The sequence below is a fragment of the Ruegeria sp. BHSC043 genome, from assembly GCF_059612985.1.
This window is the reverse complement of the sequence record NZ_JBXWRS010000022.1, coordinates 1-25,126: the sequence shown is the minus strand read 5'-3', so window position 1 is coordinate 25,126 and position 25,126 is coordinate 1. Positions and strand designations below refer to the sequence as shown.

The 25,126-nt window shown below is 57.4% G+C and carries 26 protein-coding genes; 17 read left to right on the top strand and 9 right to left on the bottom strand.

The genetic code is table 11. The annotated features are described in order from the left end of the window. From AC2FMM_RS17515 to AC2FMM_RS17495, 5 genes are all read right to left on the bottom strand, one after another. Positions 1-1,066: DEAD/DEAH box helicase (locus tag AC2FMM_RS17515; RefSeq protein ID WP_496797268.1), on the bottom strand; the 1,066-nt coding region annotated here is incomplete at its 3' end. Continuing rightward, on the bottom strand, positions 1,053-1,196 hold the full coding sequence (locus AC2FMM_RS17510) for an HNH endonuclease (protein ID WP_496797269.1): 144 nt from the start codon (positions 1,194-1,196) through the stop codon (positions 1,053-1,055). The genes AC2FMM_RS17515 and AC2FMM_RS17510, both read right to left, overlap by 14 nt. Positions 1,197-1,258: 62 nt before the next feature. Continuing rightward, positions 1,259-1,525 carry a hypothetical protein gene (locus AC2FMM_RS17505; protein WP_170578990.1) on the bottom strand — a complete coding sequence of 89 codons (267 nt, stop codon included), beginning with the start codon at positions 1,523-1,525 and terminating at the stop codon, positions 1,259-1,261. Then, positions 1,518-1,874 (bottom strand): hypothetical protein, encoded by a 357-nt coding sequence (locus AC2FMM_RS17500; RefSeq protein WP_496797267.1) that lies wholly within the window; start codon positions 1,872-1,874, stop codon positions 1,518-1,520. The genes AC2FMM_RS17505 and AC2FMM_RS17500 overlap by 8 nt, the downstream gene beginning before the upstream one ends. A gap of 38 nt (positions 1,875-1,912) precedes the next feature. After that, positions 1,913-2,191, bottom strand: a complete 279-nt coding sequence (locus tag AC2FMM_RS17495) for a hypothetical protein (RefSeq protein WP_170578986.1) — start codon at positions 2,189-2,191, stop codon at positions 1,913-1,915. 252 nt (positions 2,192-2,443) lie between these two features. Between AC2FMM_RS17495 and AC2FMM_RS17490 the strand changes: the two genes are divergently transcribed. From AC2FMM_RS17490 to AC2FMM_RS17465, 6 genes are all read left to right on the top strand, one after another. Further along, positions 2,444-3,916, top strand: a complete 1,473-nt coding sequence (locus AC2FMM_RS17490; RefSeq protein WP_496797266.1) for a sigma 54-interacting transcriptional regulator — start codon at positions 2,444-2,446, stop codon at positions 3,914-3,916. Between the two features lie 78 nt (positions 3,917-3,994). Further along, positions 3,995-7,423, top strand: coding sequence for a DEAD/DEAH box helicase family protein (locus AC2FMM_RS17485; RefSeq protein ID WP_496797265.1), 3,429 nt, complete (start codon positions 3,995-3,997; stop codon positions 7,421-7,423). Continuing rightward, the gene (locus tag AC2FMM_RS17480; protein ID WP_496797264.1) at positions 7,420-8,946 is read left to right on the top strand and encodes a type I restriction-modification system subunit M; all 1,527 of its coding nucleotides are present in this window, start codon (positions 7,420-7,422) and stop codon (positions 8,944-8,946) included. The genes AC2FMM_RS17485 and AC2FMM_RS17480 overlap by 4 nt, the downstream gene beginning before the upstream one ends. Continuing rightward, a complete protein-coding gene (locus tag AC2FMM_RS17475) occupies positions 8,943-10,067 on the top strand; it encodes a restriction endonuclease subunit S (protein ID WP_234162504.1) in 1,125 nt (374 codons plus the stop codon). Before AC2FMM_RS17480 ends, AC2FMM_RS17475 begins: the two co-directional genes overlap by 4 nt. 9 nt (positions 10,068-10,076) lie before the next feature. Further along, entirely contained in the window at positions 10,077-11,975 is a 1,899-nt protein-coding gene (locus tag AC2FMM_RS17470; protein ID WP_234162503.1) for an AAA family ATPase, read from the top strand. After that, positions 11,975-12,907: a hypothetical protein gene (locus AC2FMM_RS17465; RefSeq protein WP_234162502.1), complete on the top strand. Its 933-nt coding sequence runs from the start codon at positions 11,975-11,977 to the stop codon at positions 12,905-12,907. Before AC2FMM_RS17470 ends, AC2FMM_RS17465 begins: the two co-directional genes overlap by 1 nt. 358 nt (positions 12,908-13,265) lie before the next feature. On the opposite strand, the gene AC2FMM_RS17460 is transcribed toward AC2FMM_RS17465, so the two are convergent. The 4 genes from AC2FMM_RS17460 to AC2FMM_RS17445 all read right to left on the bottom strand — a co-directional run bounded on the left by AC2FMM_RS17460 (position 13,266) and on the right by AC2FMM_RS17445 (position 15,370). Beyond that, entirely contained in the window at positions 13,266-13,805 is a 540-nt protein-coding gene (locus AC2FMM_RS17460) for a hypothetical protein (RefSeq protein ID WP_234162501.1), read from the bottom strand. Continuing rightward, positions 13,760-14,701, bottom strand: a complete 942-nt coding sequence (locus AC2FMM_RS17455) for an SMODS domain-containing nucleotidyltransferase (protein WP_496797263.1) — start codon at positions 14,699-14,701, stop codon at positions 13,760-13,762. Before AC2FMM_RS17455 ends, AC2FMM_RS17460 begins: the two co-directional genes overlap by 46 nt. A 76-nt stretch (positions 14,702-14,777) precedes the next feature. Then, positions 14,778-15,170 carry a hypothetical protein gene (locus tag AC2FMM_RS17450; RefSeq protein ID WP_234162499.1) on the bottom strand — a complete coding sequence of 131 codons (393 nt, stop codon included), beginning with the start codon at positions 15,168-15,170 and terminating at the stop codon, positions 14,778-14,780. Positions 15,171-15,208: 38 nt separating this feature from the next. Beyond that, positions 15,209-15,370 (bottom strand): hypothetical protein, encoded by a 162-nt coding sequence (locus AC2FMM_RS17445; RefSeq protein ID WP_496797262.1) that lies wholly within the window; start codon positions 15,368-15,370, stop codon positions 15,209-15,211. 423 nt (positions 15,371-15,793) lie between these two features. Here AC2FMM_RS17445 and AC2FMM_RS17440 point away from each other — a divergent pair, with 423 nt between their 5' ends. The 11 genes from AC2FMM_RS17440 (at position 15,794) to AC2FMM_RS17390 (ending at position 24,979) form a co-directional block, all read left to right on the top strand. Next, positions 15,794-17,170, top strand: coding sequence for a site-specific DNA-methyltransferase (locus AC2FMM_RS17440; RefSeq protein WP_496797261.1), 1,377 nt, complete (start codon positions 15,794-15,796; stop codon positions 17,168-17,170). After that, the gene (locus tag AC2FMM_RS17435) at positions 17,167-17,550 is read left to right on the top strand and encodes a DUF5681 domain-containing protein (RefSeq protein ID WP_496797260.1); all 384 of its coding nucleotides are present in this window, start codon (positions 17,167-17,169) and stop codon (positions 17,548-17,550) included. Before AC2FMM_RS17440 ends, AC2FMM_RS17435 begins: the two co-directional genes overlap by 4 nt. Continuing rightward, entirely contained in the window at positions 17,543-17,932 is a 390-nt protein-coding gene (locus AC2FMM_RS17430; protein WP_234162496.1) for a DUF5681 domain-containing protein, read from the top strand. Before AC2FMM_RS17435 ends, AC2FMM_RS17430 begins: the two co-directional genes overlap by 8 nt. Before the next feature lie 126 nt (positions 17,933-18,058). Continuing rightward, positions 18,059-18,304: a DUF3489 domain-containing protein gene (locus AC2FMM_RS17425; protein ID WP_234162495.1), complete on the top strand. Its 246-nt coding sequence runs from the start codon at positions 18,059-18,061 to the stop codon at positions 18,302-18,304. Further along, positions 18,301-18,705: a DUF2924 domain-containing protein gene (locus AC2FMM_RS17420; protein ID WP_234162494.1), complete on the top strand. Its 405-nt coding sequence runs from the start codon at positions 18,301-18,303 to the stop codon at positions 18,703-18,705. Before AC2FMM_RS17425 ends, AC2FMM_RS17420 begins: the two co-directional genes overlap by 4 nt. A 2-nt stretch (positions 18,706-18,707) precedes the next feature. Further along, positions 18,708-20,393 carry a recombinase family protein gene (locus AC2FMM_RS17415; protein ID WP_234162493.1) on the top strand — a complete coding sequence of 562 codons (1,686 nt, stop codon included), beginning with the start codon at positions 18,708-18,710 and terminating at the stop codon, positions 20,391-20,393. A 504-nt stretch (positions 20,394-20,897) separates the two neighbouring features. Further along, complete coding sequence (locus AC2FMM_RS17410; protein WP_496797259.1) at positions 20,898-22,214, top strand: tyrosine-type recombinase/integrase; 1,317 nt, start codon at positions 20,898-20,900, stop codon at positions 22,212-22,214. Then, positions 22,211-22,897 (top strand): hypothetical protein, encoded by a 687-nt coding sequence (locus AC2FMM_RS17405; RefSeq protein WP_496797258.1) that lies wholly within the window; start codon positions 22,211-22,213, stop codon positions 22,895-22,897. Before AC2FMM_RS17410 ends, AC2FMM_RS17405 begins: the two co-directional genes overlap by 4 nt. 76 nt (positions 22,898-22,973) lie before the next feature. Further along, on the top strand, positions 22,974-23,219 hold the full coding sequence (locus AC2FMM_RS17400; protein ID WP_315901689.1) for a helix-turn-helix transcriptional regulator: 246 nt from the start codon (positions 22,974-22,976) through the stop codon (positions 23,217-23,219). Positions 23,220-23,294: 75 nt separating this feature from the next. Beyond that, positions 23,295-23,771 (top strand): hypothetical protein, encoded by a 477-nt coding sequence (locus AC2FMM_RS17395; protein WP_496797257.1) that lies wholly within the window; start codon positions 23,295-23,297, stop codon positions 23,769-23,771. Further along, positions 23,771-24,979 carry an AAA family ATPase gene (locus AC2FMM_RS17390; RefSeq protein ID WP_496797256.1) on the top strand — a complete coding sequence of 403 codons (1,209 nt, stop codon included), beginning with the start codon at positions 23,771-23,773 and terminating at the stop codon, positions 24,977-24,979. The genes AC2FMM_RS17395 and AC2FMM_RS17390 overlap by 1 nt, the downstream gene beginning before the upstream one ends. Positions 24,980-25,126 lie beyond the last annotated feature (147 nt).

The following is a 25,126-nucleotide window of genomic DNA, read 5'->3' as shown; positions in this document are numbered from 1 at the left end:
GGATGTCGACGCCCTCGGAGATCATGGCCACGGAGACGATCCAGCGCTTCTTGCTGTTGCGAAAGGCGGTGATCTTGCCTTCCGGGTTGGCGACCTGATTGTGGACCACCACGGGCTTCTCGCCATCGAGGAGTTCGAGAAGCTCCGCCATGTACTCCGCAACCGGGATATTGGGCGCAATCACGAGGCCGCCGGCCTCGGGCATGCGAAGCCGAAGGTCGTTCAGCTTGTCGATGCACCACTGCAGCATGTTGGCCTGATAGGAGTCAGGATCTGCCGCGCCCGAAGCCAGATATTTCGGGGTGCAAGCGAGTTTGTAGTAGTCCAACGCCTGCTGAAGGCCCCGGATCCGCTTCAGCGCCGGTGAGAAGTCGGTGTCCTCTGTCCCGGACACGGAAATGTTCTCGCCGTCATCCAGCGTTACCGAAAACTTGCCCTCGTGCCGATGGAAGGTAATGGGCCGACAGTATTCAAGATCGACAGCCTCGCCATACGAGAGTGTGTAGGACCCGCCTTCGGGGTGGTCGATCAGACCCTGATCGTCATAGGCGAGCCAGACAGACTCCTTACCATCGGACCGGATCGGCGTCCCGGTCAGGATCAGGGAATACTTCGCATCCGCGAATGCACCGTCTGCTCCATCGCCCCAAGCAGCCGCTCGCGCTGCATGATGGTGCTCATCGCAAATGACCAGCGTCCGATCCTGCCGGCATACGGCTTGGAGGCCATCGAGCGAACCTTGAATCGCTGACCACGTTGCACATAGATCGACGCCATAGTTTTCGGGCTCTTCGTCGGCACCGGTAATCTTCAGCATCGGGCGCCCGGTTACGAATTTGAACTCGTCAGCCCACTGGTTCACCACTGTCGTGCGCGGCGCGATCACGATCACCCTGTCGATCATGCCCGCTTCAAACAGCCGCTGTGCAATAACCGAAGCGCAGATGGTCTTACCCGCGCCGGGTGCGGCATTAATCAGGAAATGCCGATCTTCGCCGGCCTGCAGCCAGTCGATTGCTTTGTTGGCGCAGGCAGCCTGCCACGGTCTCAGATTAATCGTCGTCATTGCTTGCGCCTTTCTTCAAATTGCATGTGGCGCAAAGCGCCTGCCCGTTTGCCAATATCGTTGGTCCACCCCTCGAGTGGGCGCGCACGTGATCTGCATGGAAGCCCGCATCCAACACCGCCCCGCACATCTGGCAGAGGTTGCCGGCGAGCATCCTCAGGATGCGCCTTTGCCGAGGTGTGAACGCTCGTCTCATTTCTTAATCCAGTACTCGGTCAGCTGAATCTCCTTGTAGGGAAGACCCTCAGGGACCTTGCAGACCGTGTATTCGTTGATCCTGCGGATGACTTTCGCCATCGGCACTTCACGAGATTCAATTAGAAACCGGTCCTTTTTTATTCGGGTAAATTCCGCATTTGGATTCCGCACACCAAAGAGAAGGATCGCTTCCAAAAGTGTAACCGGATGCCCCTCGAGCATGTGCTCTCGCAAGGCGGATGCTGCTTTGTACTCAGCCATAGACTTCCTCCAGAACCATATCTTCGCGGCTGCCACCCAGCAGCTCTTTCAAACCATTTCGCCGACCACGGCCCGCAAGCGGATCGCTTTGCAATCCCATTTCCGTTTCCAGGATACGCCCCTGGAATTTGTCGAATGCGGTGCAGAGATCATAGGAATAGTATCCCTGATGACGCCGTTCGTTGGGATGCGCATCGGTCACGTACTCCCGCTTCGACAACTCGATCAGCTTCTGAGCCGCCCCGAGCAACTCCTCGGTCGAGACAATGCCGTCCGGCAGCTGCTGCGACAGCTCACCAAAGACAGCCGAAAGAAGGGACACGCCCCGGAGCTTTTGCTTTGCCTTCATCTCTCTTCTCCCTTTCTCTCGATCCAAACCCGACCCACTCAGTGAACAGTCGCACCAAGCGGGACACACGCCGGCTCTTCGGCGTCTTGCTCAGCACGATCCTCCACGCGCATGTGCGCTTGCTGAGAGATCGCGCCGAGCAGCACCGGAAAGACCCGCATCGGGTCGCCACAAACCTGCAGCCCCATGTCGGCCGCCACCGAGGTCAACGCAAAGGCGACCATCGAAGGATCCTTGCCCTCGTCGAGAAGCGCCTTGGTGAGCGCACTCACTTTGGCGGTGACCTCCTCCAGTTCGTCTTTCTCTTGCTGCGCCATCTTGTGACATCCCCAAAATTTGCGGCCCTCGCCGCTGCTGACCCTGAAATAAGAAACCTTACGCTCCGTTGCAAGATATTTTTTGTGTTTTCGCACAAAATTTTTTATGCTGCAGGGGCGATTCAAGCGATAACATCTGATTTATGATATATTTATCAGATGCTTGCGTTACGCCACCGGCGCTGAATGGCTTCGAGAGAAAAGGCATAAGAGCTCTTGCATGAGCGTAAGATTCCTTCTATTTAGGCAAACATGAAGATTCTAATGGCATGGACAGGCACGCAAGACCTCGACGCCCCGACCCACCCTGAAGGGCAGACGGGCCCGATCTGCAGTGCAGTAGAAGAGCGGCGCTTTGACCGCCTGGTTCTGATCGCGAACCAGGGCGGCGAGCGGGTTGCGGCATACACGGATTGGCTGAGCCAGCGGACGCCGGTAGATATTGTCGTCGAGCGCGTCCAGCTCAGCGACCCAACCGACCTCAACGCAATTCACGAGATTGCAGTAGATGTCGTTGAGAGCTGCCGGCAGGCTGTCGCCCCAGACATTCCTGAACTCACCTTTCATCTGAGCCCGGGCACCTGGGCAATGGCGCTTGTCTGGGCCATCCTGGGCGCAACACGTTTTCCGGCAAAGTTTCTGCAATCGTCGAAGGAGGGCGGCGTCCAGACGATTGAAGTTCCGTTCGACGTCTCTGCTGAACTCCTCCCAAAAATCATCGAGTCTGCGGATGCGAGGTTGGCAAAGCTGAGCGGCGGTCTCGACACCAAGACGTTCGGCGATCTCATCTTCAGAAGTCCGGCCATGGACCGCATGGCGAGCAAGGCAAAGAAGGCCGCCGTGCGCAATGTGCCTATTCTGATCGAGGGGGAGGCCGGCACTGAGAAGGAAGTTCTGGCGCGAGCCATCCACGAATTCGGCCCAAGGCGCACCGAGCCTTTTGTGTCGCTGAACTGTGGCGCCCTCAAGCCTGACCAGATCGACGCAGAGATATTTGGATCAGACAATGGCGCCGGCGCGCTAGCGGAAGCCTCCGGTGGCACCCTCTATCTCGATGAAGTCGAGCTCTTGCCACCGCAAACGCAGGTCCGGCTTCAGGTTCTCCTCGATGAGAGGACAGGTGATGAGGTCGCAGCTTCACAAGTTGAAAGAGCGGATGTGCGGATCATTGCAGCCACACGAAAGCAGTTGATCGACGTTGTGGCCGCCGGCGACTTCCGCGAGGAACTCTTTTTCGGGCTGGCTGTGCTTGTCCTCAAGATCCCTCCCCTCCGAGAGCGAAAAGGAGATCTCGGCCCGCTCATCGAAATGCTGCTTGAACGCATCAATGAGCAGAGCGCTGACGAACCCGGCTTTGAGAAGAAGACGCTTTCGCCGGGCGCGAAGAATGTGCTTCTTCAGCGCACCTGGCCCGGAAACCTCCGCGAACTTGAAAACTCGCTACGCCGGGCGGCGATCTGGAGCGAAGGCCCTCAGATCACAGAAGACGACGTCTGGGACGCCGTCTTTACTGCGCCGGCGCCGGCTGGGACCCAGAATGGCATTCTTGATAAGTCGCTCGACGAAGGTGTGAACTTGCAGGAAATCATGGCGGAAGTTGCGCGGCACTATATCACTCGCGCGATCGCGCATGCGGAGGGGAACAAGACAAACGCAGCAAAACTGATTGGGCTGCCAAGCTATCAAACGCTGACAAACTGGATGACGAAATATGGCGTATCCTAGGTTGGCAGATATTCCGGCAGACACTGTCTGTGCGGCGCGAGGATTGCCGCTCTCCTTCAATGCCGAAGGGAGGCGACCATGAAGTCGCGCAACTTCGAATTCCTGCGCCCGGAATGGCAGGAGCTGGCGGAACTCGGCGCATTCGCTGAGGCCTACGCCTATGCTGACCCTGCAAGCGCGCTGGTGAAGCTCAGGCTCTTTGCCGAGAACCTCACAAAGGACATCTATCGGGACCTCCGTCTTCCCAAGCCGGACCAGGCGGCGTTCATTGATCTCCTGCGCAACGAGGCCTTTTCGGCCATCGTGCCGAAAGTGGTGCTTGATAAGCTGCATGCGATTCGCATCCACGGAAACAAGGCCGCGCATGGAGACCCCGCGAGCACGAAGAATGCCTTGTGGCTGATCAAAGAGGCGTTCGACCTCTCACGCTGGGTCTTCGTCCAGGCACGCAAAGGCACGCCGGATGAACTGCCCAAGTTCACCGAAATTCCGCAGTCGGTTGTCGACGAGACGAAAGGCAAGCTGAAGCGAGAAAAGCGCGAGCTGCTTGAAAAGCTGGCGGGCCAGGAAGCTCAAATGGAGAAGCTTCTCCAGGAGCTCGAGGAAGCACGTCAAACAGCTACGGCCGCTGAAAAGAAAGCTGCCGAAATCGAAGCTCTGGCTTCAACCGCCGCAGAATCTGCGAACCTGCTGAATTTTGATGAAGCGACCACACGGGCCCGCATTATCGACAGCCTGATCGCGACCGCCGGTTGGAATGTTGCGGGCGGCGACGCCAGCACAAGCGAAGTCGGCAAAGAGGTCGAGGTCCCCTCCCAGCCGACTGCGAGTGGCATTGGATATGCCGACTATGTGCTCTGGGATGATGACGGCACGCCGCTGGCAGTCGTTGAAGCGAAGAAGACGTCGGTCGATCCTGAAACAGGCCGGCAGCAGGCAAAACTCTACGCGGACGGTCTTGAGGAGATTCACGGGCAGCGACCGGTGATCTTCTACACCAATGGTTACGACATCTGGATGTGGGACGACGCCGGCGGCTACCCGCCGCGGAAGGTCTATGGATACTATTCCAAGGACAGCCTTCAGTATCTCGTGAAGTTTCAACGCAAGAGCCGCAAAGCGCTTGATAAGATCGAGCCGCGGTCTGACATCGTCAATCGCCTCTACCAGATCGAAGCGATCAAGCGCGTGTCAGAGCGGTTCACCGCGAACCACCGCAAATCGCTTGTCGTGCAGGCCACTGGCACTGGGAAAACCCGTGTTGCAATCGCTCTGACAGAGCTCCTTATCCGGGCGGGATGGGTCAAGCGCGTGCTCTTCCTGTGCGACCGGCGCGAGCTCAGAAAGCAAGCCAAGAACGCCTTCGGTGATTTTCTCGCCTCTGAGCCCATCAGGGTGGTCAGTGGACGGATCGACAGCTCCGCAAAGGAACGCATCTTCATCGCGACATATCCAGCGATGAAGAAAGTGTTTCAGTCCTTTGATGTGGGGTACTTCGATCTCATCATCGCCGATGAATCCCATCGAAGCATCTACAACGTCTACGGCGACATCTTCACTTACTTCGACAGTCTGCAGATCGGCCTGACGGCTACACCGGTCGACTTCGTGACGCGCAGCACCTTTGATTTGTTCCAGTGCGAAGGGCAGCTCCCAACCGCGAACTATGACCTGGAAGAAGCTGTAAGCGATGGGTTCCTGACACCCTTTGAGGTGTTTGAGCACACGACGCAGTTCATGCGCGAGGGGATCACCCTCGACACCCTGACCGCTGAGCAGATCAAGGAGCTAGAGGATCAGGGCGAAGACCCATCCCAATATGATTTCGCGGCCGACCAGATCGACAATGTGATCTACAACAAGGACACCAACCGGGCGATCCTGCGGAACCTGATGGAGAACGGGCTGCGGGATGCCACGGGGCAGACCCCTGGAAAGAGCATTATCTTCGCCCGCAACCACCAGCACGCCGTGCTTCTGCGACAGCTCTTTGACGAGATGTACCCCCAGTATGGCGGGCGCTTCTGCCAGGTCATCGATAACTATGATCCACGTGCTGAGCAGCTGATCGATGACTTCAAGGGCAACGATGACGGCAAGAACGACGAGCTCACCATCGCGATCTCGGTCGACATGCTCGATACCGGGATCGACATCCCGGAGATCCTCAACCTCGTGTTTGCGAAACCCGTCAAATCGCCCGTGAAGTTCTGGCAGATGATCGGGCGCGGCACGCGGCTCTGCGAAGACCTGTTCGGGCCCGGGCAACACAAGACCGTGTTCCGGATCTTTGACCATTGGGGGAACTTCGAACGCTTCGAGACGGGCTATCGGCCGGCTGAACCCACCCAGACGAAGTCGCTGATGCAGCTCGTGTTTGAGGAGCGGATCAACCTCGCCGAGCTCGCCCTGAAGAAAAGCGAAATCCCGGCATTTGAAGCAGTCATTGAGTTGATCGGCAAGGACATCAACGACCTTGACGAGGAAACGATCGCGGTTCGCGAAAAATGGCGGGAAAAGCGGTCGCTTGGGGCGCCTGAAGCCTTGAAGGCCTTTGCGCCGGCGACCGTCGTTGGCTTGCGTCAGGTGATCGCGCCGCTCATGCAATGGCGGAACATCCGCGGACATGGCGACGCTTATGCGCTCGACCACCTGATTGCCCGCATTCAGATTGCCGTCCTGCGGCAATCCAATACGGTTGGGGATCTGAAGATCGATATGCTTGAGCGCCTCGGTGCGCTTCAGATGCATCTGAATCCCGTCCGAGAGAAGGCCGAGGTCATCAAGTCCGTGAAATCGGATGCATTCTGGGACGATCTTACCGTCGAGAAGCTCGAAGAGGTCAGAAAGCCTCTCCGCGAAATCATGCGGTATCGGGAGCGCACGTCGGGCCCCGCCGTGCCGCCCAAAATCATTGATGTGACGGAGACCGCCTCCGAGGTTCAATCGGCCCGTCGCAAGGTCAGTCTCGATGCGGTGAACATGAAGGCCTACCGCCAGGTCGTCGAAGAAGAGCTGCGCAAGCATTTCGACGAGAACCCAACGCTTCAGAAGATCAGCCGTGGCGAGCCAGTTTCAGAAGCGGACATCGAGAAACTGGTCTCGCTGATCCTCGCCCAGACGCCCGGAGTAAACCGCGAGATCCTCGAGGAGTTCTTTTCTGAGACCGCTGCTCCGTTGGATTTTGTAATCCGCTCGATCATCGGCCTCGACCCTGAGGCGGTGGAAGCGAAATTCGCAGATTTCGCGCGGACGCATCCAAGTTTGAAAGCCAAGCAGACACGCTTCCTTGGTCTGCTCAAGAACCACATCGCGCGCTACGGTTCGATTACCCGCGCCAAGCTATATGAAGATCCGTTCACGGTCGTCGATGCCGACGGGCCCGACGGGGTGTTCGAAAATGAAAAAGACGTCGACGAGCTCATGGAAATCGTCGACCAGTTTGCGCCGCCTTCAACGGGGGGCGGCGACGAACAAGAAGCCTCTGAAAGGACGAAAGATCAATGATTACAGGTGCCCTCAAACGCGAGATCGACGCGCTCTGGACGGAATTCTGGCAGGGCGGGATCACGAACCCTCTCACGGTGATCGAGCAGGTTACCTTCCTCATGTTCGCGCGTCTTCTCGACATTAACGAGACCCGCGATGAAAACCGCATGCGCCGCACGCAAAAACCGTTCAAGCGGCGGTTTGATGATGACGAACAGCATCTACGCTGGTCGCAGTTCCGGCACCTCGGTGCCGAGGAAATGCTGCCGCTCGTACGAGACGAAGTCTTCCCGCACTTCCGCAAGTCGTCGACCAGCGGATCCGCCTTTGCGGAGTTCATGAAAGACGCGCAGCTGATGATCCAGAAGCCGAGCCTTTTGGTGAAAGCGGTCAATATGATCGACAAGCTGCCACTGACCGAAGGAGACACAAAGGGTGACCTCTACGAATATCTGCTCAGCAAGCTGACGACGGCCGGTATCAACGGCCAGTTCCGCACCCCGCGCCATATCATCAAACTGATGGTCGAACTACTCGACCCACAGCCGGACGAGACAGTCGGCGACCCGTCGGCAGGCACCGGCGGCTTCCTCGTCGAGACGATGCAGTACTTGTTGAAAGAACATACCTCAAAGGATCAAATAGAACGTGTCACAGATCCTGAGACTGGAAAAACCGAAGAGATTTTCGTCGGCGACAGGCTGGAGGATCACTGGGACCACATCCGCAGCGAGATGTTCCACGGGTTCGATTTCGACGCAACGATGCTGCGTATCGCGGCGATGAACCTAATGCTCCACGGCGTGGACAATCCTGACATTCACTACCAGGACACGCTCAGCACCGGGTTCAGCGACAAGTATCCGCAGGCCGCAAGCGAAGGGTTTGACGTCATACTCGCCAACCCACCATTCAAGGGCAGCCTGGATTTCGAGGACGTGCATCCCGGCCTGCTGCGCAAGGTGAAGACGAAGAAGACAGAGCTGCTCTTCCTCGTCCTGATCCTGCGCATGCTGAAAACCGGCGGCAGGTCGGCAACCATTGTTCCGGATGGGGTTCTATTCGGATCATCGACCGCGCATGTTGCGCTGCGTCGGCAGTTGCTAGATGAAAACCAGCTGGAGGCAGTTATCTCTCTACCGAGCGGTGTGTTCAAACCCTATGCCGGGGTCTCGACAGGCATTTTGGTTTTCACGAAGGGGGGGCGGACAGACGACGTCTTCTTCTATGACGTCGAACACGACGGTTACACGCTTGATGATAAACGGGATCCGACGCCCGACAAAGACGATTTGCCGGCTTGCCTTGCGGCTTGGACGAAGCGCGATCCACAGAAGGACACGGATCGGACTCAAAAGGCGTTCTTTGTACCCGCTGAGGAGATCCGGGAGTCAAACTACGACCTATCGTTAACTCGGTATCAAGAGAGGGCTTACGCGGAGGAGGAGTATGATCCCCCCGCCGAGATACTGGCGCGGATGAAGAGTCTGAACGAGGAGATTGCGCGCGATCTCTCTGAGCTTGAAGGATTGCTTGGATGAAGACCGCTCAGTCCATCCCACTTGCCGAAAATGCGGATGTAATCCGTGGTGTCACTTTCTCGAAAGCTGATTCAGTTGCTGAGGCGCGCGATGGCTACATGCCTGTATTAAGAGCTGGGAATATTCAAGATCGGTTGATCTTGGGGGATGGGCTCGTCTTTGTTCCAAAGAACAAAGTTTCTGAAAAACAGAAACTGCGCCGTGGTGATATCGTCATGTGCACATCGTCCGGCAGTCCAGAAATTGTAGGTAAGACCGCATATTCATATGATGATTGGGACGGATCCTTTGGGGCATTCTGTGCCGTGGTTCGACCAAAGAAAGGGAAAATTCATTCCCGATACCTATTTCATTACCTACAGTCCCCGAGGTTTCGGGACTGGACCCGAAATTCATCCGGCGTTGGCATCAAGAACATCAGGAAATCCGAACTGGACGCAATAGAGATCCCGGTCCCCAGCATCGAAGAACAATGCCGGATCGCGGCGATCCTCGACAAGGCCGACGCCATTCGTCGTAAACGCGAGCAGGCACTAGACTTTGCGGATGAGTTTCTGAAGTCGGTGTTTTTGGAGATGTTTGGGGATCCAGTCACGAACCCAAAAGGTTATCGGCAGATACCCTTGGGCGACATCATCAAGGTTTCGAGTGGCAACGGCCTTACGGCAAAGATGATGGACCCCGATGGGAGTTACCCGGTCTACGGAGGAAACGGCATTAACGGATATCATTCTGAGTATATGTTTGAAGAATCTCGGATAGTGATCGGCAGAGTTGGTGTTTATTGCGGCGCTGTTCACATCAGCGAGCCGAGATCGTGGATTACGGATAACGCGTTGTATGTCCGAGAGTACAAGATGCCCATTAACAAGACCTATCTTGAGTGGGCACTACGATTTGCAAACCTCAATCAGTATGCCGGGCGAGCGGCACAGCCTCTGATTTCTGGGAGTAGGATTTATCCAATAGAGATCGTCGTTCCTGAAGATGAGGAGCAAAATCGATTTGAGCGTGTCGTCCAGAAGAAGCTCTCGCTGACGAAAAAGTTGGGTGCCGCTGTTGAAGCATCCAAGGATTTTTTTGGTTCTCTTTCCCAACGCGCTTTTCGTGGCGAACTGTAGGATTTCAGCATGCGTCTAAGCCACATCGAAATTGAGAACTTCAAAGGCATTGGCACGAAGCAGAGCATCGACCTCGCGCCGATCACGCTGCTGTTCGGCCCCAACAGCGCCGGCAAGAGCACAATCCTGCAGGCGCTGCACTACCTGCGTGAGATCCTTGAACGCAACAATCCTGATCCCGACCAAACCATCGCCGGCGGCCTGACCGACCTCGGCGGCTTCGCCACGCTCGTCCACAATCACGACCTCAAACGCCCGATCCGCATCAAGGTCCGGATCGATATGACCGAGGATCAGGGCAGCGACCGGCTCCCTTTGAACTCTGGAAGTCGGCTCGGAGATCGAGATTTCGAACGGCTGGGAATCCGCTACATCGTTGGGGAAAACACGGAGTTGCGTGATTATGCGGTCGTCCAGGAGGTCGGCCTCGGCATCGAAGTACGATGGAGCCATCTCATCGACGCGCCATTTATCTCACGTCTGTCTGCAGAAATGGATGGTAAGACGGTCGCTGAAATCATCTCACCCGCGCAAAGAGGTCGGGCCCGACTGTGCAACTTCGCGTTCGACCACCCCCTCTTGTCGGAAATCACAGATCCACAGGCCGATCTCGAGCTTCCCGAGGAATTATCGGGCGAAGATGGTGGCAGTGAGTTTGAGGTGGTCTCTCCCCTTCAGCAGGAAGTCTATGATCTCTCAAGATTGATTGCCTCGCTTGAGCAATCCGACAAGGACGCGTGGGAACGCGCATCCCGCCTGAGAGGCGCTTTGAAAGATCAGCTTGAAAACCGGCTGGCGGAAGTGAACCAAGCAAAAAGGCCAATCGCAGACGCAGTCGAGAATCTTGAGGGACAGGACTCGATATATGCGATCGCGATCGACACGCCGTTAGGTGCTCTCCCCGATCTGGACAAACCGCTCGCACCTGACCTTCGTGACATTGAGCCGGCCGACGTTGAAGAAGCGAGCTCTGCCCTACCGCGCCACCTTCAGGTCCCCGGAGCAGGCAAGACCAATCAAGCGATTGCCATAGAGAATGCTAGACGAGCAGCACTTGCCGAATTGTTGGATGAGTTGGTGCTTGGCCCTGCGCGTATTGCTCGCGACTACCTGCAATCTGTCACGTACATCGGCCCGCTTCGCGAGATCCCGAGTAGAGGCTACCGCCCCCGTCTTTCGCCAGACGAATCCAGGTGGGCTCAAGGGTTAGCCGCTTGGGATGTACTGTACACGCAAGCTGGTGATGAGCTGCTGGACAGTGTCAATGAATGGATGTCATCGGACGAGCGGCTTCGTACTGGCTATGTGCTCGTGAAATCGGACTACAAACAGATCTCAACTGCTGATGGCCTGCATCAGTTGTTCAAGCGGGGGATCAACGAAGATGATCTCGGTGATCTGCAAGAGCTTTATGAGGCAATTCCGACCAAGTCTGAAATCGGGCTGATGGATGTGGTACGTAGTATACCCGTCGCGCCCAGCGACGTAGGGGTCGGGATTTCTCAAATGGTGCCAGTGGTTGTCGCCTGCTTGATGGAACCCGGCGGTCTTGTAGCGATCGAACAACCTGAACTTCACATCCATCCAGCAATTCAAGTCGGGCTGGGTGATCTGTTCATCACTGCAACACAAAACGAAAAGCCCGCTACGGGGCCTGAGCGAACACTATTGGTTGAAACTCATAGCGAACACATAATGCTGCGCCTTCTAAGAAGGGTTCGCGAGCTGGGAGACGACGAGTTGCCACCGGGTGTGTCGGGTTTAAAGCCGAGCGATATCTCAGTCGTCTATGTCGAAGGTACAGAGCGCGGACCCGTGTTTCGTAGGTTGCGTGTTAGCGACAGCGGAGATTTTGTAGACAACTGGCCGAAAGGATTTTTTGAAGAGCGCGCCGAGGAGCTCTTCTAATGCACTATGAATATGCTGTTGAGCCTCAGGCAATTGGCTCGAGTTGGGAGAATTTTCGGTATCTCATCGAAAAATTCGGTTTTGATAAAGGCCGGCTAATATCTCAATTCCCCAAGAGTTGGTTTCGAGAAGTCTATAACGCGGCAAATGCTCTGTCACCGATTCAAAAAAAGATGGTTGAAGAAGCCCTAAAGCAGGCGAAAAAAAACAAGGTGGTTCGGAACGGCCGAACTTTCGATCCAGCGCTTGGATCATGGCTGGACAACGCCTTGGCCCAACATAACCAGAAGCCATTTCATGCAATCATCGCCAGCCAAGTCCCGAAAAATGAGACTGAAGCGCTTTCCATCGATATGTTGGATGAGAGTGCACCTTTGATGAAGGTGCCCCATGAAAGCAATATTCCCAGGGATATTGAGTCGATAACTAATGCATTGCGTGGTCTGCTCCAGTTTGGGTCGAGACTGGTGTTCGTCGACCCATATTTTGATCCGTTCAACCAAAGACAAAGGAAACTCTTCCGCGAGGTCTTGCGTTTGGTCGGCGAAGTCAATCCAAGTGCCGTTTGTGAGTTCCATTATCGAAACGACACAAAGAAAGGGCTTTCGAACGAAATCCTAAGACGTGAAGCAGCAACTCTATCTAGCGACATCATCCCTTCCGGGATGAAAATCTCCTTCTTCTGTTGGTGCGAAAAGGATGGCGGTGAAGACTTCCATGCGAGGTATCTGCTGACGGATAGAGGTGGGATCCGTGTCGATGCAGGTTTCGAGCCAGTTGGCAGTCAAGAGACGACAGACTTCTCAATAATGGACAGTGATCTGGTGCACCGGCGACTAGCAGCGATTTCCCCAGATGCGAGCGTCTACAAACTGGTCGGGCCAGCTATTTGCATCACGTCGGATGGATCGGTCGTATCGCTGGAGGACTAGTTTCAGCCGTCGGATGGCCTAATATCAGGAATTTCTGATCGAGTTAATCCAACAGGACCCTGACATCACGCCAAAGGGGTTGCAGTGAGCCTTGGCCGATGCGCATGACGTGACCGCATCTGTCTGTGGTATTGATCAAGCGCTCAAGCGGCTGGGATATGCGAGGTGCCTTGCGTTCGACTCTATGGCCTGACCCTGGCCCAGAAAAAGGCACTGCTCATTGCTGACAACAAATCGGCCCTTAACGCAGGCTGGGACATCTAGATTTTGAACGAGTAGATGCTCGAGCTGATTGATGATGGCTTTGAACTAGAGGTGAAGGGATTCGAGATCCCTAGCCATTCTAAGCGTTTAGCGACTATTCTTCTGGATCAGGATCGTAGTCGCCGGATTTTACTTTGCGCTGCGCAGCCTTGAAGCAAAGCTCGGGCGGGGTAAGCGAGCCTTTTCGGGCTTCGTCCAGTTGGGACAGCGCTGACTTAGCTTCCTTCTCGAATTCATCGTAAGGCTTGTTCGACCACACGTTGGCTGCACGGCGCAGAGCGCCTTCGGCGTTTTTGAACGCGCCCGCTTTTTCGGCATAGGCCTTTATGGCATCATCGAGGTTCAGCGCCTTGACGGCGCCTGGCAGGATCACGGCAAGCAAGGCCAATCCTGCGATCACAAGCTCCATATCTTCGCGCGATGATAGCACTGTGCTCGCAGCCGCTGCGCCCGAGGCAGCGGCGAGAACCCACAGCACGGCGCGCGCCATCTTCAGGGCGCGCAGCCAGATGAAGAAGCTCGTGGACGTGTAAAGCGTGTTGCGCGCCTGTTCTCGGCATTCCTTGACGAGCGCCGCATGCGCCGCTGCTAGATCACCATTTCGGGGATCATTGTTCCGAATATCTTCTGCCATTCACTACCCGCCAAGAGATTCATGTTCTCGCGCTCATACTCGCAAGCCCTGAACGCACGCTGATGTGCGCTTTCTGCCTTGAACTTCCACGCATCGCCGAGATCGATCCATTCATTGATACCGCCTGGCATGAAGAAGCCGCCGCCCGCGCGCGAGATCATGTGTGCGAAGACATCCCGCACAATCCAGTCGAACCAGAACTCGTCATGACTGCCCCAGCTGAGGCTAGGCAGGGCTTCGCCGATCAGCTGTTCAAGGTGGAAGGACTTGATTGGCACGTTGCAGTGCCGCTTCCACTGCTTGAATATCCGCACCAGCTTGCGGTGGTTGCCCCGCAGCGTCTTGTCCGATTGGTCGAGAATGCCGATCTCGGCTAGTGGATCGACCTGCTTCCAGCGACCGCCGTTGTTCGTATCGCAAGTTATTAGACCGCGATCCACTGCGAGGAACGAAGGGACTACCTCGACCGTGATGCTGTTGAAGCCGACCACGACGACCTGTCCATCCTGACGGATAGCGGTCTGCGGATAAGTCGTGGTGAGAACATCCTTCACATGGTTCAGCAGCTGTGATTGCTTGTTGCCGCTGTAGGCGTTGAAGCGGTGATAGATTTCGACGGGAAGAGCGAAACATAGATCGATATCGGTCGGCGGATGAATCGCAGTGTGCTTTCCCCACGATCCCGCCAAGACATAATGGTCGATGCTGCTCTCGCCCCTAAAGAAGCGGTTCAGCGACTTGATGACCCCCTGCGCCTTGGTGTTCGCGTCCTCAATGGCTGTGGACCGAAGGGCGAGATTGGCCTGAAGTGCCTTGAAGCGCCGCGTGACATAGAGCCATCGCAGCGGCTCGGCGCTGTTGCTGATCAGCGAAGGGGCGAGACCAAGACCGTTCATCTCTGATGATGTAAGCATCGCCGATCTCGTTGCCAAGAGGGCGGCGGGCGCAGAATGTAGTATAGCCCCGCGCGTTCTAAGGGGCTTTCGCTCTGTGCTTCTTCAGCCTCATGGCTGCGGTAGAAACCTCTTTGACCAATTCACGCCCTTGGAGCGCGAGCAAATAGGCCTTTTTGTCGATTTCTGCTTGGGTCATTGTGCCTTCGGCCATTGCATGCATCAGATCGTTTCGTTCGTTTTTCCAGTCGTTGATCTGCGTTGCTGGTAGATTTTCCGAAAGCAGCTTGTCCGTACCTGCTCGGCTCATTAATTCTCCGAGCTTTGGCCCAAGCATGGTAATGGATTTATTTGAGCCGCTTTTGCAAACTCCACCGCTTTGCCTGAGCATCGAAATCAATCGATCCTCCAAAAGCGCATAAGCATACCAAGAAGCTTCTAGGTAAAACCCTTTCTCAATCGCGTCGTTCATCCTGTCATGGAAGGTCTCGAATAGCACTCTCTTGGAATTCATAGCTTTACTTCTAATGGCCTTCTTCTGACGTGCTCTATGCTGACCATAACAGATGGATCAAGCCTGTCGCCAAGATAACTCTTGCTGAACAGTGTTTTGCGCACCGCTTCGCGGACGGACTGTCGTGAACTGAGCCCGCCGGCGGCGGTCTCGGCCATGCGTCAACCGGCAATGTCGTTTTGATCGTCAGCGCTTCGATATGATTACCTCCGGAAGTGATTGAACCGTCCAGCCTTGGAACTTGGGACTTGGTTCCAGGGCTGACTCAGAGCGAAACGAAAAGAGAACACGGCAGATTCTGTATAAGCCATTTATATGTTTGGCATTTTTTCCTTGCGTTTGACCGATGGTAATCCCATCTCTTTTCCACCCGCCGTTCATTGCCAGATCTGGCATCCAAACGACGAGTCGAACGGTAGCGAAGGAGCCGTTCGCTGATCAGGTCCCCCTGATCCCTCGTGAGCGACCCAGAGGGTCCTGCTTACGCATCAACGGAGAGACCGCGGTGCCAGCACCGCATGAAAGTTTCGAAGGAGCCTTCCGGGCTGTCCGGCGGGCGTGGTGCATGAGGAGGACCTATTGTGCCGAATGCGAAGACCGGGGCGAAGAGCCCGACCCTGCCGGAAACGCTCCGGCTCAAGATCACTTACCGCAAGGTGGAAGATCTCAAACCCTATGCGGGGAATGCCCGCACCCATTCCGACAAGCAGATCGACCAGATCGCGGCGTCGATCCGGCAGTTCAGCTTCGTGAACCCGGTTCTGATAGATGCCAACGATGGCATCGTGGCCGGACATGGCCGCGTCGCCGCCGTACGCAAGCTCGGATATGACGAAGTGCCCGTCATCGAACTGGCGCATCTAAGCGAGGCCGAGCGGCGGGCCTACGTCATCGCCGACAACCGCCTGGCCGAACTGGCAGGATGGGACCGCGATATCCTCGCGATCGAGCTTCAGGCCCTCTCGGAGATGGATCTCGACTTCGATCTCGAGATTACCGGCTTCGAGACGGCCGAGATCGACCTGCTGCTGGATGACGACGACACCGGTGACCGCGATCCCGCGGACGTCGTCCCCGAGGTATTCGCGGGTCCTGCAGTCACCCGCCCCGGCGACATCTGGCAGCTTGGAGTCCACAAGCTGATCTGCGGCGATGCGCTGGATTCAGATACATATCAGCTGCTCATGGGAGACGATCGCGCCCGCGCGGCCTTCACCGATCCGCCCTACAACGTAAAGATCGACGGTCACGTCTGCGGCTCCGGCAAGGTAAAGCATCGCGAGTTCGCCATGGCGACAGGCGAGATGGATAAAGCCGGATTTACCAGTTTCCTCCGCGACGCCCTTTCCGCGATGGTCGACGTCAGCCTCGATGGCGCGATTCACTTCGTCTGCATGGACTGGCGTCACATGGACGAACTGAGCGCGGCGGGGTCCGAGGTCTATACGGAGCTCAAGAACCTGGTGGTCTGGGCCAAGACCAATGGCGGCATGGGGACCTTCTATCGCTCCCGTCACGAGCTGATCTTCGTCTACAAGGTCGGTACCGCGAAGCACCTGAACACCTTCGGCCTTGGCGAAACTGGTCGCTATCGGACGAATGTCTGGGACTATCCCGGCGTCAACAGTTTCGGCGGCAACCAGGAAGACCTGGCGCTTCATCCGACCGTGAAGCCTGTCGCGCTGGTGGCGGATGCCATCCGCGACGTGACCCGTCGCGGCGACATCGTGCTCGACGGTTTCGGCGGGTCAGGCACTACCCTGATCGCGGCCGAACGCACGGGCCGCGTAGCCCGTCTGATCGAACTCGACCCGCTCTACTGCGATGTAATCTGCCGGCGCTTCGAGGCCCTGACGGGCCAGCCGGCACGGCTCGCGGGCACCGACCAGGCCTTCGCGGATGTTGCGCTCGACCGCGCGGCCGAGACTGCCACTACGACGGTGGAGGCGGCCGAATGACGGCAGAGGCTCCCCCCAAAGTCGGGTACATGAACCCGCCACAGCATACCCGGTTCAAAAAGGGCAAGTCCGGCAATCCCCGCGGTCGGCCGCGCAAGCAGGAAGACCTAAACAACGTTCTGCATCGGGTCCTCAACCGCAAGGTCAGGACCAAGGACGACGACCAGACGATGCCGATCCGCGATGCCCTGATGAGGAAGCTCCGCGAACTGGCGCTGCAGGGCGACAGGCAGGCCCTGGCATTGCAGCGGCGCATCATCGATGAATCCGGTATCGCCGATCCCGATGCCTGCTCGCCGGAAGAAAAGAAACGGCGGATCCTCAGCAGAATCCGGCGGATGGAGAAAAAAGCGGCTCGGAAGGACCCTGCCCATGAGTAACGACGACAAGATCGGCTACGCCAATCCCCCAAGGTCCACACGCTGGCAGAAAGGTCAGTCAGGCAATCCGAAGGGGCGGCCGAAGACAAAATCGGAAATCATGATGGACGCCGCACGGATCCTGACCCAGCCCGTCGACGCGCGCGGGCCGGATGGACGTACGATCCGGCTGGAGGCCATCGAGGCCGCCTACCTCGCTCTCTGTCGGAACGGTCTCAAGGGGCACAAACCGTCGCTGCTGGAAGCGATCCGCATTATGATGGATGTCGGCCCGGCCGTTCAGGAAAAAGAAGAAGCGCGGAAGAACAAGCGGCAGGACATCCTCGATAGACTGGAGCGCATGGGGGTGCCCATTCAGAAAGACCCCGAATTGCAGAAGTAGCGCCCCTCCGGACTGGACTTCGCGCGCGCCACGAGCGTGACTGTTGCCATGCCCGGCAGAATCATCCCGGGCGCATCTCGGTACCAAGGCCAGTATCCCGCTGGCCCGGAGAACCGAGGAGCAAACATGTCCAAATCCACATCGACACCCCCGCGCAAGACCAAGACCGCGATCTTGCGCAAACTGTTGAGCCGCAAGGCCGGCGCCGATCTCGACGCCCTGCAATCCGCCACCGGCTGGCAGCCGCATTCCGTCCGGGCGGCGATGAGCGGTCTCAGGAAGGCCGGATACACCATTGACCGCGCGGATCCTGCCAATGCCGGCGGCGGCGCAGTCTACCGCATCACCAGCGGCCCGGAGAGCGCGACATGAAGCTCTCCCTCACCGAGATCGAGACCATGGACCGGGCGGCGCTGAGCGCTGCCTGGGACGCGGTCTTCGGCACGCCGGTCCCGAAGCGCCTCAGCAGCCCGTTCCTGCGCCGGTACCTGGCCTTCGAGATGCAGGCCCGGGAATCTGGCGGGTTGCCAAAGGGCTTCGTCGGCAAGCTGCAGAAAGCGGTCCGCGACGACCGGGGCACCACCAGGCCCGCCCTGAAGCCAGGAGGGCGCCTGATCCGGGAATGGAATGGCGTGACCCATGTGGTCGATGTCATCGACGGTGGCTTCGTCTGGAATGGTCAGCTTTATGCGTCGCTGTCGCCGATCGCCCGGGCCATCACCGGGGCCCGGTGGTCCGGGCCGCGCTTCTTCGGGCTGAAGCGGACGACCTGAACATGACCAAATCCCGGATACGCTGCGCGATTTACACCCGCAAGTCCTCTGATGAGGGGCTCGACCAGGACTTCAACTCGCTCGACGCGCAAGCAGAGGCCTGTGCCGCCTATATCGCCAGCCAGCGGCACGAGGGCTGGGTTGCGGGCAAGGCCCGGTACGACGATGGTGGCATATCAGGCGGAACACTTGACCGGCCCGCCTTGCAGCGTCTTCTCGCCGACATCGACGCGGGGCACGTGCAGATGGTGGTGGTCTACAAGATCGACCGCCTGACCCGCTCGCTTGCCGACTTTGCCAAGCTGGTGGAGCAGTTCGATGCCGCCGGCTGTTCCTTCGTCTCAGTCACCCAAGCCTTCAACACGGCCTCATCCATGGGACGGCTGACCCTGAACGTGCTCTTGTCCTTCGCCCAATTCGAGCGCGAGGTTACGGCCGAACGGATCCGGGACAAGATCGCAGCTTCCAAGAAGAAGGGGTTCTGGATGGGCGGCGTGCCGCCGCTCGGGTACGATCCGCACCCTGATCCGAAGACCCGGGGCCTCGTCATCAACGCGGATGAGGCAGAGACCGTTCGGACGATCTTCGCCCTCTACGACGACCTTGGCTGCCTGAATGCCGTGATGCGCCGGGCCAATGCCCTGGGCCTGCGCTCCAAGCTGCACCTTTTCAAATCCGGGCGGGTGCAAGGCGGCAATCCGTTGTCGCGCGGCCAGATCTATGCGCTCCTGCGGAACCCGATCTACATCGGCAAGATCCGCCACAAGACCTGGGTTTGGGATGGACTGCATGCGCCGATCGTGGACGAGGCCCTGTGGGACCGGGTCCAGTCGAAGCTGAAGGCCGCCAGCGTACGCCCGCGGGGCCAAAGAGGCACCGGGGATCATTCCGGCGCGACCCGCGTCGCTCCGCTGGCGGGCAAGCTGCGCGACGACACCGGCGACAGGCTGACCCCGACACATACACGACGTCATAAACGGCAAATCCGTTATTATGTCTCGAACCGGTTAATCTCAGGCGGCCCGGATCCCGCTGGATGGCGACTGCCCGCAGCCGCGCTGGAGCAGGCGGTGGCGGACACCGTTGCCAGCCACCTCGTCGCTCTCGCCAGCGACCACCGGATCTGTGCAGAAGCTGACCTACAGCGGGGCAACGCCGTCAGGGACAGGGTGCGCCACCTCGCCGATCGGCTCACAAGCGGCTCGCCTGGTCTCCTCTACGCGCTTTTGGCCGAGGGGTGCATCGGAAAGAACCGCATCGTCCTGAGGCTGCAGGCCCAGGCGCTCGCCGAAGCACTCGATCTCCATCCGAACGCGATCAATTCGTCAGCCCTCTCGATCGAGGCCCCCTTCGCCCTTCGGCGTCGGGGCGTGGAAGGCAAGATCGTCGTCGGCGACCGCGCGCCGCAGCCCGATCGCACCCTGCTGCGCGCCCTCTTGCAGGCCCATGCCTGGGTGGCCGATCTGCGCGGTGGCAAGCCCCTTGGAGAGATCGCCGTGGCGACGGGGCATGCAGGATCCTACGTTCGCACCCGATCGCAGCTGGCGTTCTTGTCGCCCGAGATCCAGAGCGCAATCCTCGAGGGGCGGCAGCCGACGAACCTGACCCTCGAACGGATCATACGAAAAACCGTGCCATTGGACTGGGATGCCCAGGCCCGATTGTACGGCTGCGAAAGCGGTCAGTGACTTCCTTGATCTGGACGTGGCGTTCCCTGTTCCCGCGGAACACTTCCCTGATAATCGCGAAAAAATCCCTGTTAATTTGCGTAGGGAATTTTTGTGCAAGGTACTGATAATACGAGGCGATTTATGGCGCAAAATCACCAAAATGCCCCAAATTCGAAGAATTTCCCTGTATTTTCCCTGTAAGCAGGGAAATTTGGCGCTAACCGAAGCGCGTGATGGTGCCTCCGGAGACACTGCGCCGAAATCGCGCCAGCTCATGGGAATACAGTCGTCTCTCCGGCAGATGGCATAGCCCAAGCGCCCGGAAAAACGGGAGAAAACAGGGAAAGAAAGACTGTCTTGACAGAGATAGGGGTGGGTGGCGGAGACGAAGGCCGCCAAAGATAGTTCCGAGCACATCTGACATGTTCCAGCATCTTATTAAAAAGAAATAAAAAATTAGCTTCCTGTGCGCGTCTGGTTCCGACATAATCCGGCCTAATCCATGTAACAGTGGGGGATTTAATGGGGGACAAAAAAATGCGTGAGCAGAGTATCAGGAGACCGGCAAAGGCATTGACTGCGCGTTTTGTCGAAACTGTTTCCAAGCCAGGCAAGTACTTCGACGGGCAAGGCTTGTTCCTTCGTGTCAATTCCAACGGTTCCCGGCAATGGGTGCAGCGGATCACCATTCGTGGCAAACGCTGCGAACTCGGACTTGGTAGCCCACCCGCCGTGTCACTGGCTACCGCGCGTCGTTTGGCCTTGGAAAACCGCGGTAAGGCCATGTTAGGAGGCGACCCGCTTGCTGAAAAGCGGAAGAAACAAGAAGGACTAACCTTTGCGCAGGCCACGGACAGATACCTTGCCGTCAAGCTGACAGAGTTCCGAAACGAAAAACACCGCCAGCAATGGCGCTCGACACTTGACCGCTATGCCGCGCCAGTTATCGGGCCAAAGCAGGTTTCAGAAATCGAGGTAAAAGACGTGCTGCGCGTACTGGAGCCGATTTGGAAGGACAAGACCGAAACTGCATCCCGCTTACGCGGGCGGATCGAGAACGTGCTGTCTTGGGCGACAGTGGCGGGGCATCGCAAAGGTGACAACCCGGCTCGTTGGAAAGGAAACCTGTCGGAAATGCTTCCCAAACCGTCGAAGGTGGCAAGGGCCGGTAATCAACCGGCTCTTGCGTTGGGCGACGTTTCGCGCTGGTGGGCTGACGTTGCATTGCGTGAAGGTATGGCCGCCCGCGCTCTCGAATTTTTGACCCTGACCGCCGCACGTTCGGGCGAAGTGCGCGGTGCTACGTGGGATGAAATCGACTTCGGAAATGGTGCGAAATCCTGGGCATTGGAAACACCTGGTGCAATTTGGACCATCCCGGCTTCGCGGATGAAGAACGGACGCGCGCATCGCGTGCCGCTAAGTTCTGAGGCGATAGCCCTTCTAAAATCACTGCCGCGCCTGGACGGCTCACCTTACGTATTCTTTGCACCGCTCGGTGGGATGCTCTCGGACATGAGTATTTCCGCTGTCATGCGCCGTATGCAGGAAGCGCAGGTAATGGCGGGCGGGACGGCGTATCTCGACCCTACAAGCCAGCGTCCCGCTGTACCACATGGTCTGCGTTCGACTTTCCGGCAATGGGCGGCGGAACGAGGCTTTCCGCGTGATATGGCCGAGATCGCGCTGGCGCATTTCATCGGTTCAGAGGTGGAACGTGCCTATCAGCGGTCCGATATGCTCGATCGGCGACGTGAAATGATGGCTGCTTGGGCAAATTTCGTTCGAGGCGACGCAACCAACAACGGCAAAGTTTTGCATATGGCTGAACGCGAATGACGGTTTCCCGGAAATCTCTGAACACCCGCGTTTTCGACGTCTTGAACGAGCACCTGGTGCTTCAAGACGTACCGGCAGAGATCCAATGTGCGCTGACCAATTTGTTCACTTCGGCGTTGGAGGCCGCGCGGGAAAATCGGATCGGCCGGTCCTTTGAAAATGAAAAGAGACAGGCAACCATAGAGCTTGAAGAAGTTGCAAAGCTGTTAGGGCGGATCTTGAACAAGATGCAACAACTCAATCCCGTAGCAAGAGAACTTCTCGCGCGTGAAAAACTCGGCCTCCTCGACCTTTCAAGCGGAGAGTTGGAGGGGTACTCTTGGGCTGGCACCGCGATTGGCAATCCCGGTGCCGTTGAGGAATGGATCGAACAACTCGATGTCCTGCGCCAGTCTGTCGAAAGAACCCGCGCCGAACTTGAAACCAAACTGAAGCAATTTGGAAGGGGAGCGCCCCGAAAAGATGGCCCTCTCACGGTTGCGCAGCTTTGCGCTTCGGCATTCAAAGAGTTTGTAGGCCGACCGACTTACCCAACATGGAATGACTACACTGATACCTATGAGGGGCGCCTCTACCGTTTTGTGAAGGACATCTTCGCGGCCGGTGAAATCAAAGCTAACCCCGCGGATTTCACAAAGAAAGCCATTGATGTTGTGAACAGAAATTATTCAATGAAAAAATGAATTACTCACCTTATCTCTGCGAAAATTGATTTGGCATGGTTCCGATGTATTCAACCGATACCGAAAGGAACCGATCATGGCCGTTGCCGAGATTAAAAAAATGGACATCGTTCCTCAAAGCGTTTTTGCACAAAGAGATCATGACCGTTTGCTTCGCCGCCCAGAGGTCGAGAATCTTACCGGGCTTTCCCGATCGACGATATACGACTGGATGAAGCGCGGAGATTTCCCCCAGCCAGTGAAACTAGGTGCACGCCTTGTCGCATGGCGTGAAAGTGACATCGTTGTCTGGCTTCAAAGCCGCGAACCCCGGACGAAGTGAGCTACGATCTTCAATGATGAGGGCGATCGCCTTCTCACTTCGCACGGAATCAAAAGTTCTTGCAGTTTCCTCGAGATGCTCCAGGCAGCGGAAATTTTGTCAAGCGACTTTACCCGTTCCCCGGCCTCATCTCAGCGGAAAATCGAACAAAGCGGCTACTTCATGAGTATCACTGACCACATTCCCGGAGACATCAAGCGAGTATCGCGGTCGATCGGATATGCTCTTTGGTTGAACAGTGCCAACCGGTGGCTTGGTCTGCCAAAGGTTTTGCGGGCTCGCCTTGATCCCTACCAGCGTGCCGCGCTGGCTTTCATAGCAATCAAGTCGTTGGATCGCGAGGATGGCATTCTAACTGTTGAGAAGGCTCTCGGCACTGGCGCTGGAAGACCTGATGCCCCGCTCTTTGGTTTCATGGATCAGGCTATTTTCTGGGCCGATATGGCTGAGCAAGAAGAACTGGAAGCCTATTGCGTTGCCAGCTTCAAACGCATGTACCCCGCGCGGCAGCGAGATTTTCTAGATTATGCCCAAGGGATGGATGTAGCGTGATGCGGGATTTCTCTGACAAGGAAACGCAGCTTGGTGCACATTGTGCCGAGTTTCCCCAGCAACGGATGGATCGCTGCCCTACGGAGTTCGTATGGCGAGATCCGAGCAGCATACCGCCGCGCCCTTGGCTGTACGGGTGTCACCTGATCCGCAGGCAGGTGTCTGTAACGGTGGCGCCTGGTGGTGTTGGCAAATCGTCTCTGACGATCTGTGAGGCGCTGGCGATGGCGTCAGGCCGGGAATTGCTGGGAGAATGGACTGCCAAGGGTCTGAGGGTCTGGCTGTACAACCTGGAAGACCCGCGCGACGAAATGGACCGGCGCATTATTGCGGCGATGCAGCACCACCAAATTTGCCCCGAGGAAATTATGGGACGGCTCTATGTGGACACGGGCCGCGAGCGGGAACTCACCATTGCCATTCAGACCCGCGAGGGAGTCCAGATCATTAAGCCGGAACTGGACGCGCTAGCCAATGAGATCGAGGCGCGGGGCATCGACGTTCTGGTGATTGACCCCTTCGTGTCATCGCACCAGGTGACGGAGAACGACAACGGCGCGATTGACCTGATCGCAAAGGAATGGGCGCGTCTGGCGGATCGGTGCAATTGCGCAATCGAGTTAGTCCACCACACCCGCAAGACCAATGGCGAAGAAGCCACGACCGAAAGTGCGCGCGGCGCATCGGCGCTGCTGGCGGCTGCAAGGTCCGGTCGGGTGTTGAACAAGATGAACGACGACATGAAAGCCGAGGCGGGCGTTCAGGACGACCCGTCCACCTACTTTGCCGTCACCCGCGACAAGGCGAACCTTGCCCCGGTCGGGGGACGTGTCTGGCGGCGCATGGCGTCTGTTCACCTTTCCAACGGTGACAGTGTGGGCGTGGCCGAGGCTTGGAAATGGCCGGATACTTTCGACGGCGTGTCGGTCGATGATCTGCTGAGAGTACAACGCGCCTTGGAAGGCAAAGGGAGACGCTACTCTGATCAGTCAGGCGACGATTGGGCGGGCGTGACCGTGGCCGAAGTGCTGGGCTTGGATGTGGTGTCAGACCGTAAGCGCATCAAGAAGATGATCGAGGCTTGGTTGAAGTCCGGGGCGCTAGTGAAGGGGCAGAAAACCGGCCCCATCCGCAAGCCTGTTCCGACTGTGGAGGTGGGCGAATGGGCAACCGTTTGGTCTGCGTCACCACCCCAAAATCAAGGGTGACGCAGGGTGACGCAAACACCCCCAAAAGCAGGTGCGTCACCACCACCACCCCTAAAGGGGGAGGGGTGGTGGTGATGCTGCGTCACCTGGTGGTTCGCACTATTGGCACCACACATGCAATGAGCTCGCTGAAGCGATGCTCGGCAT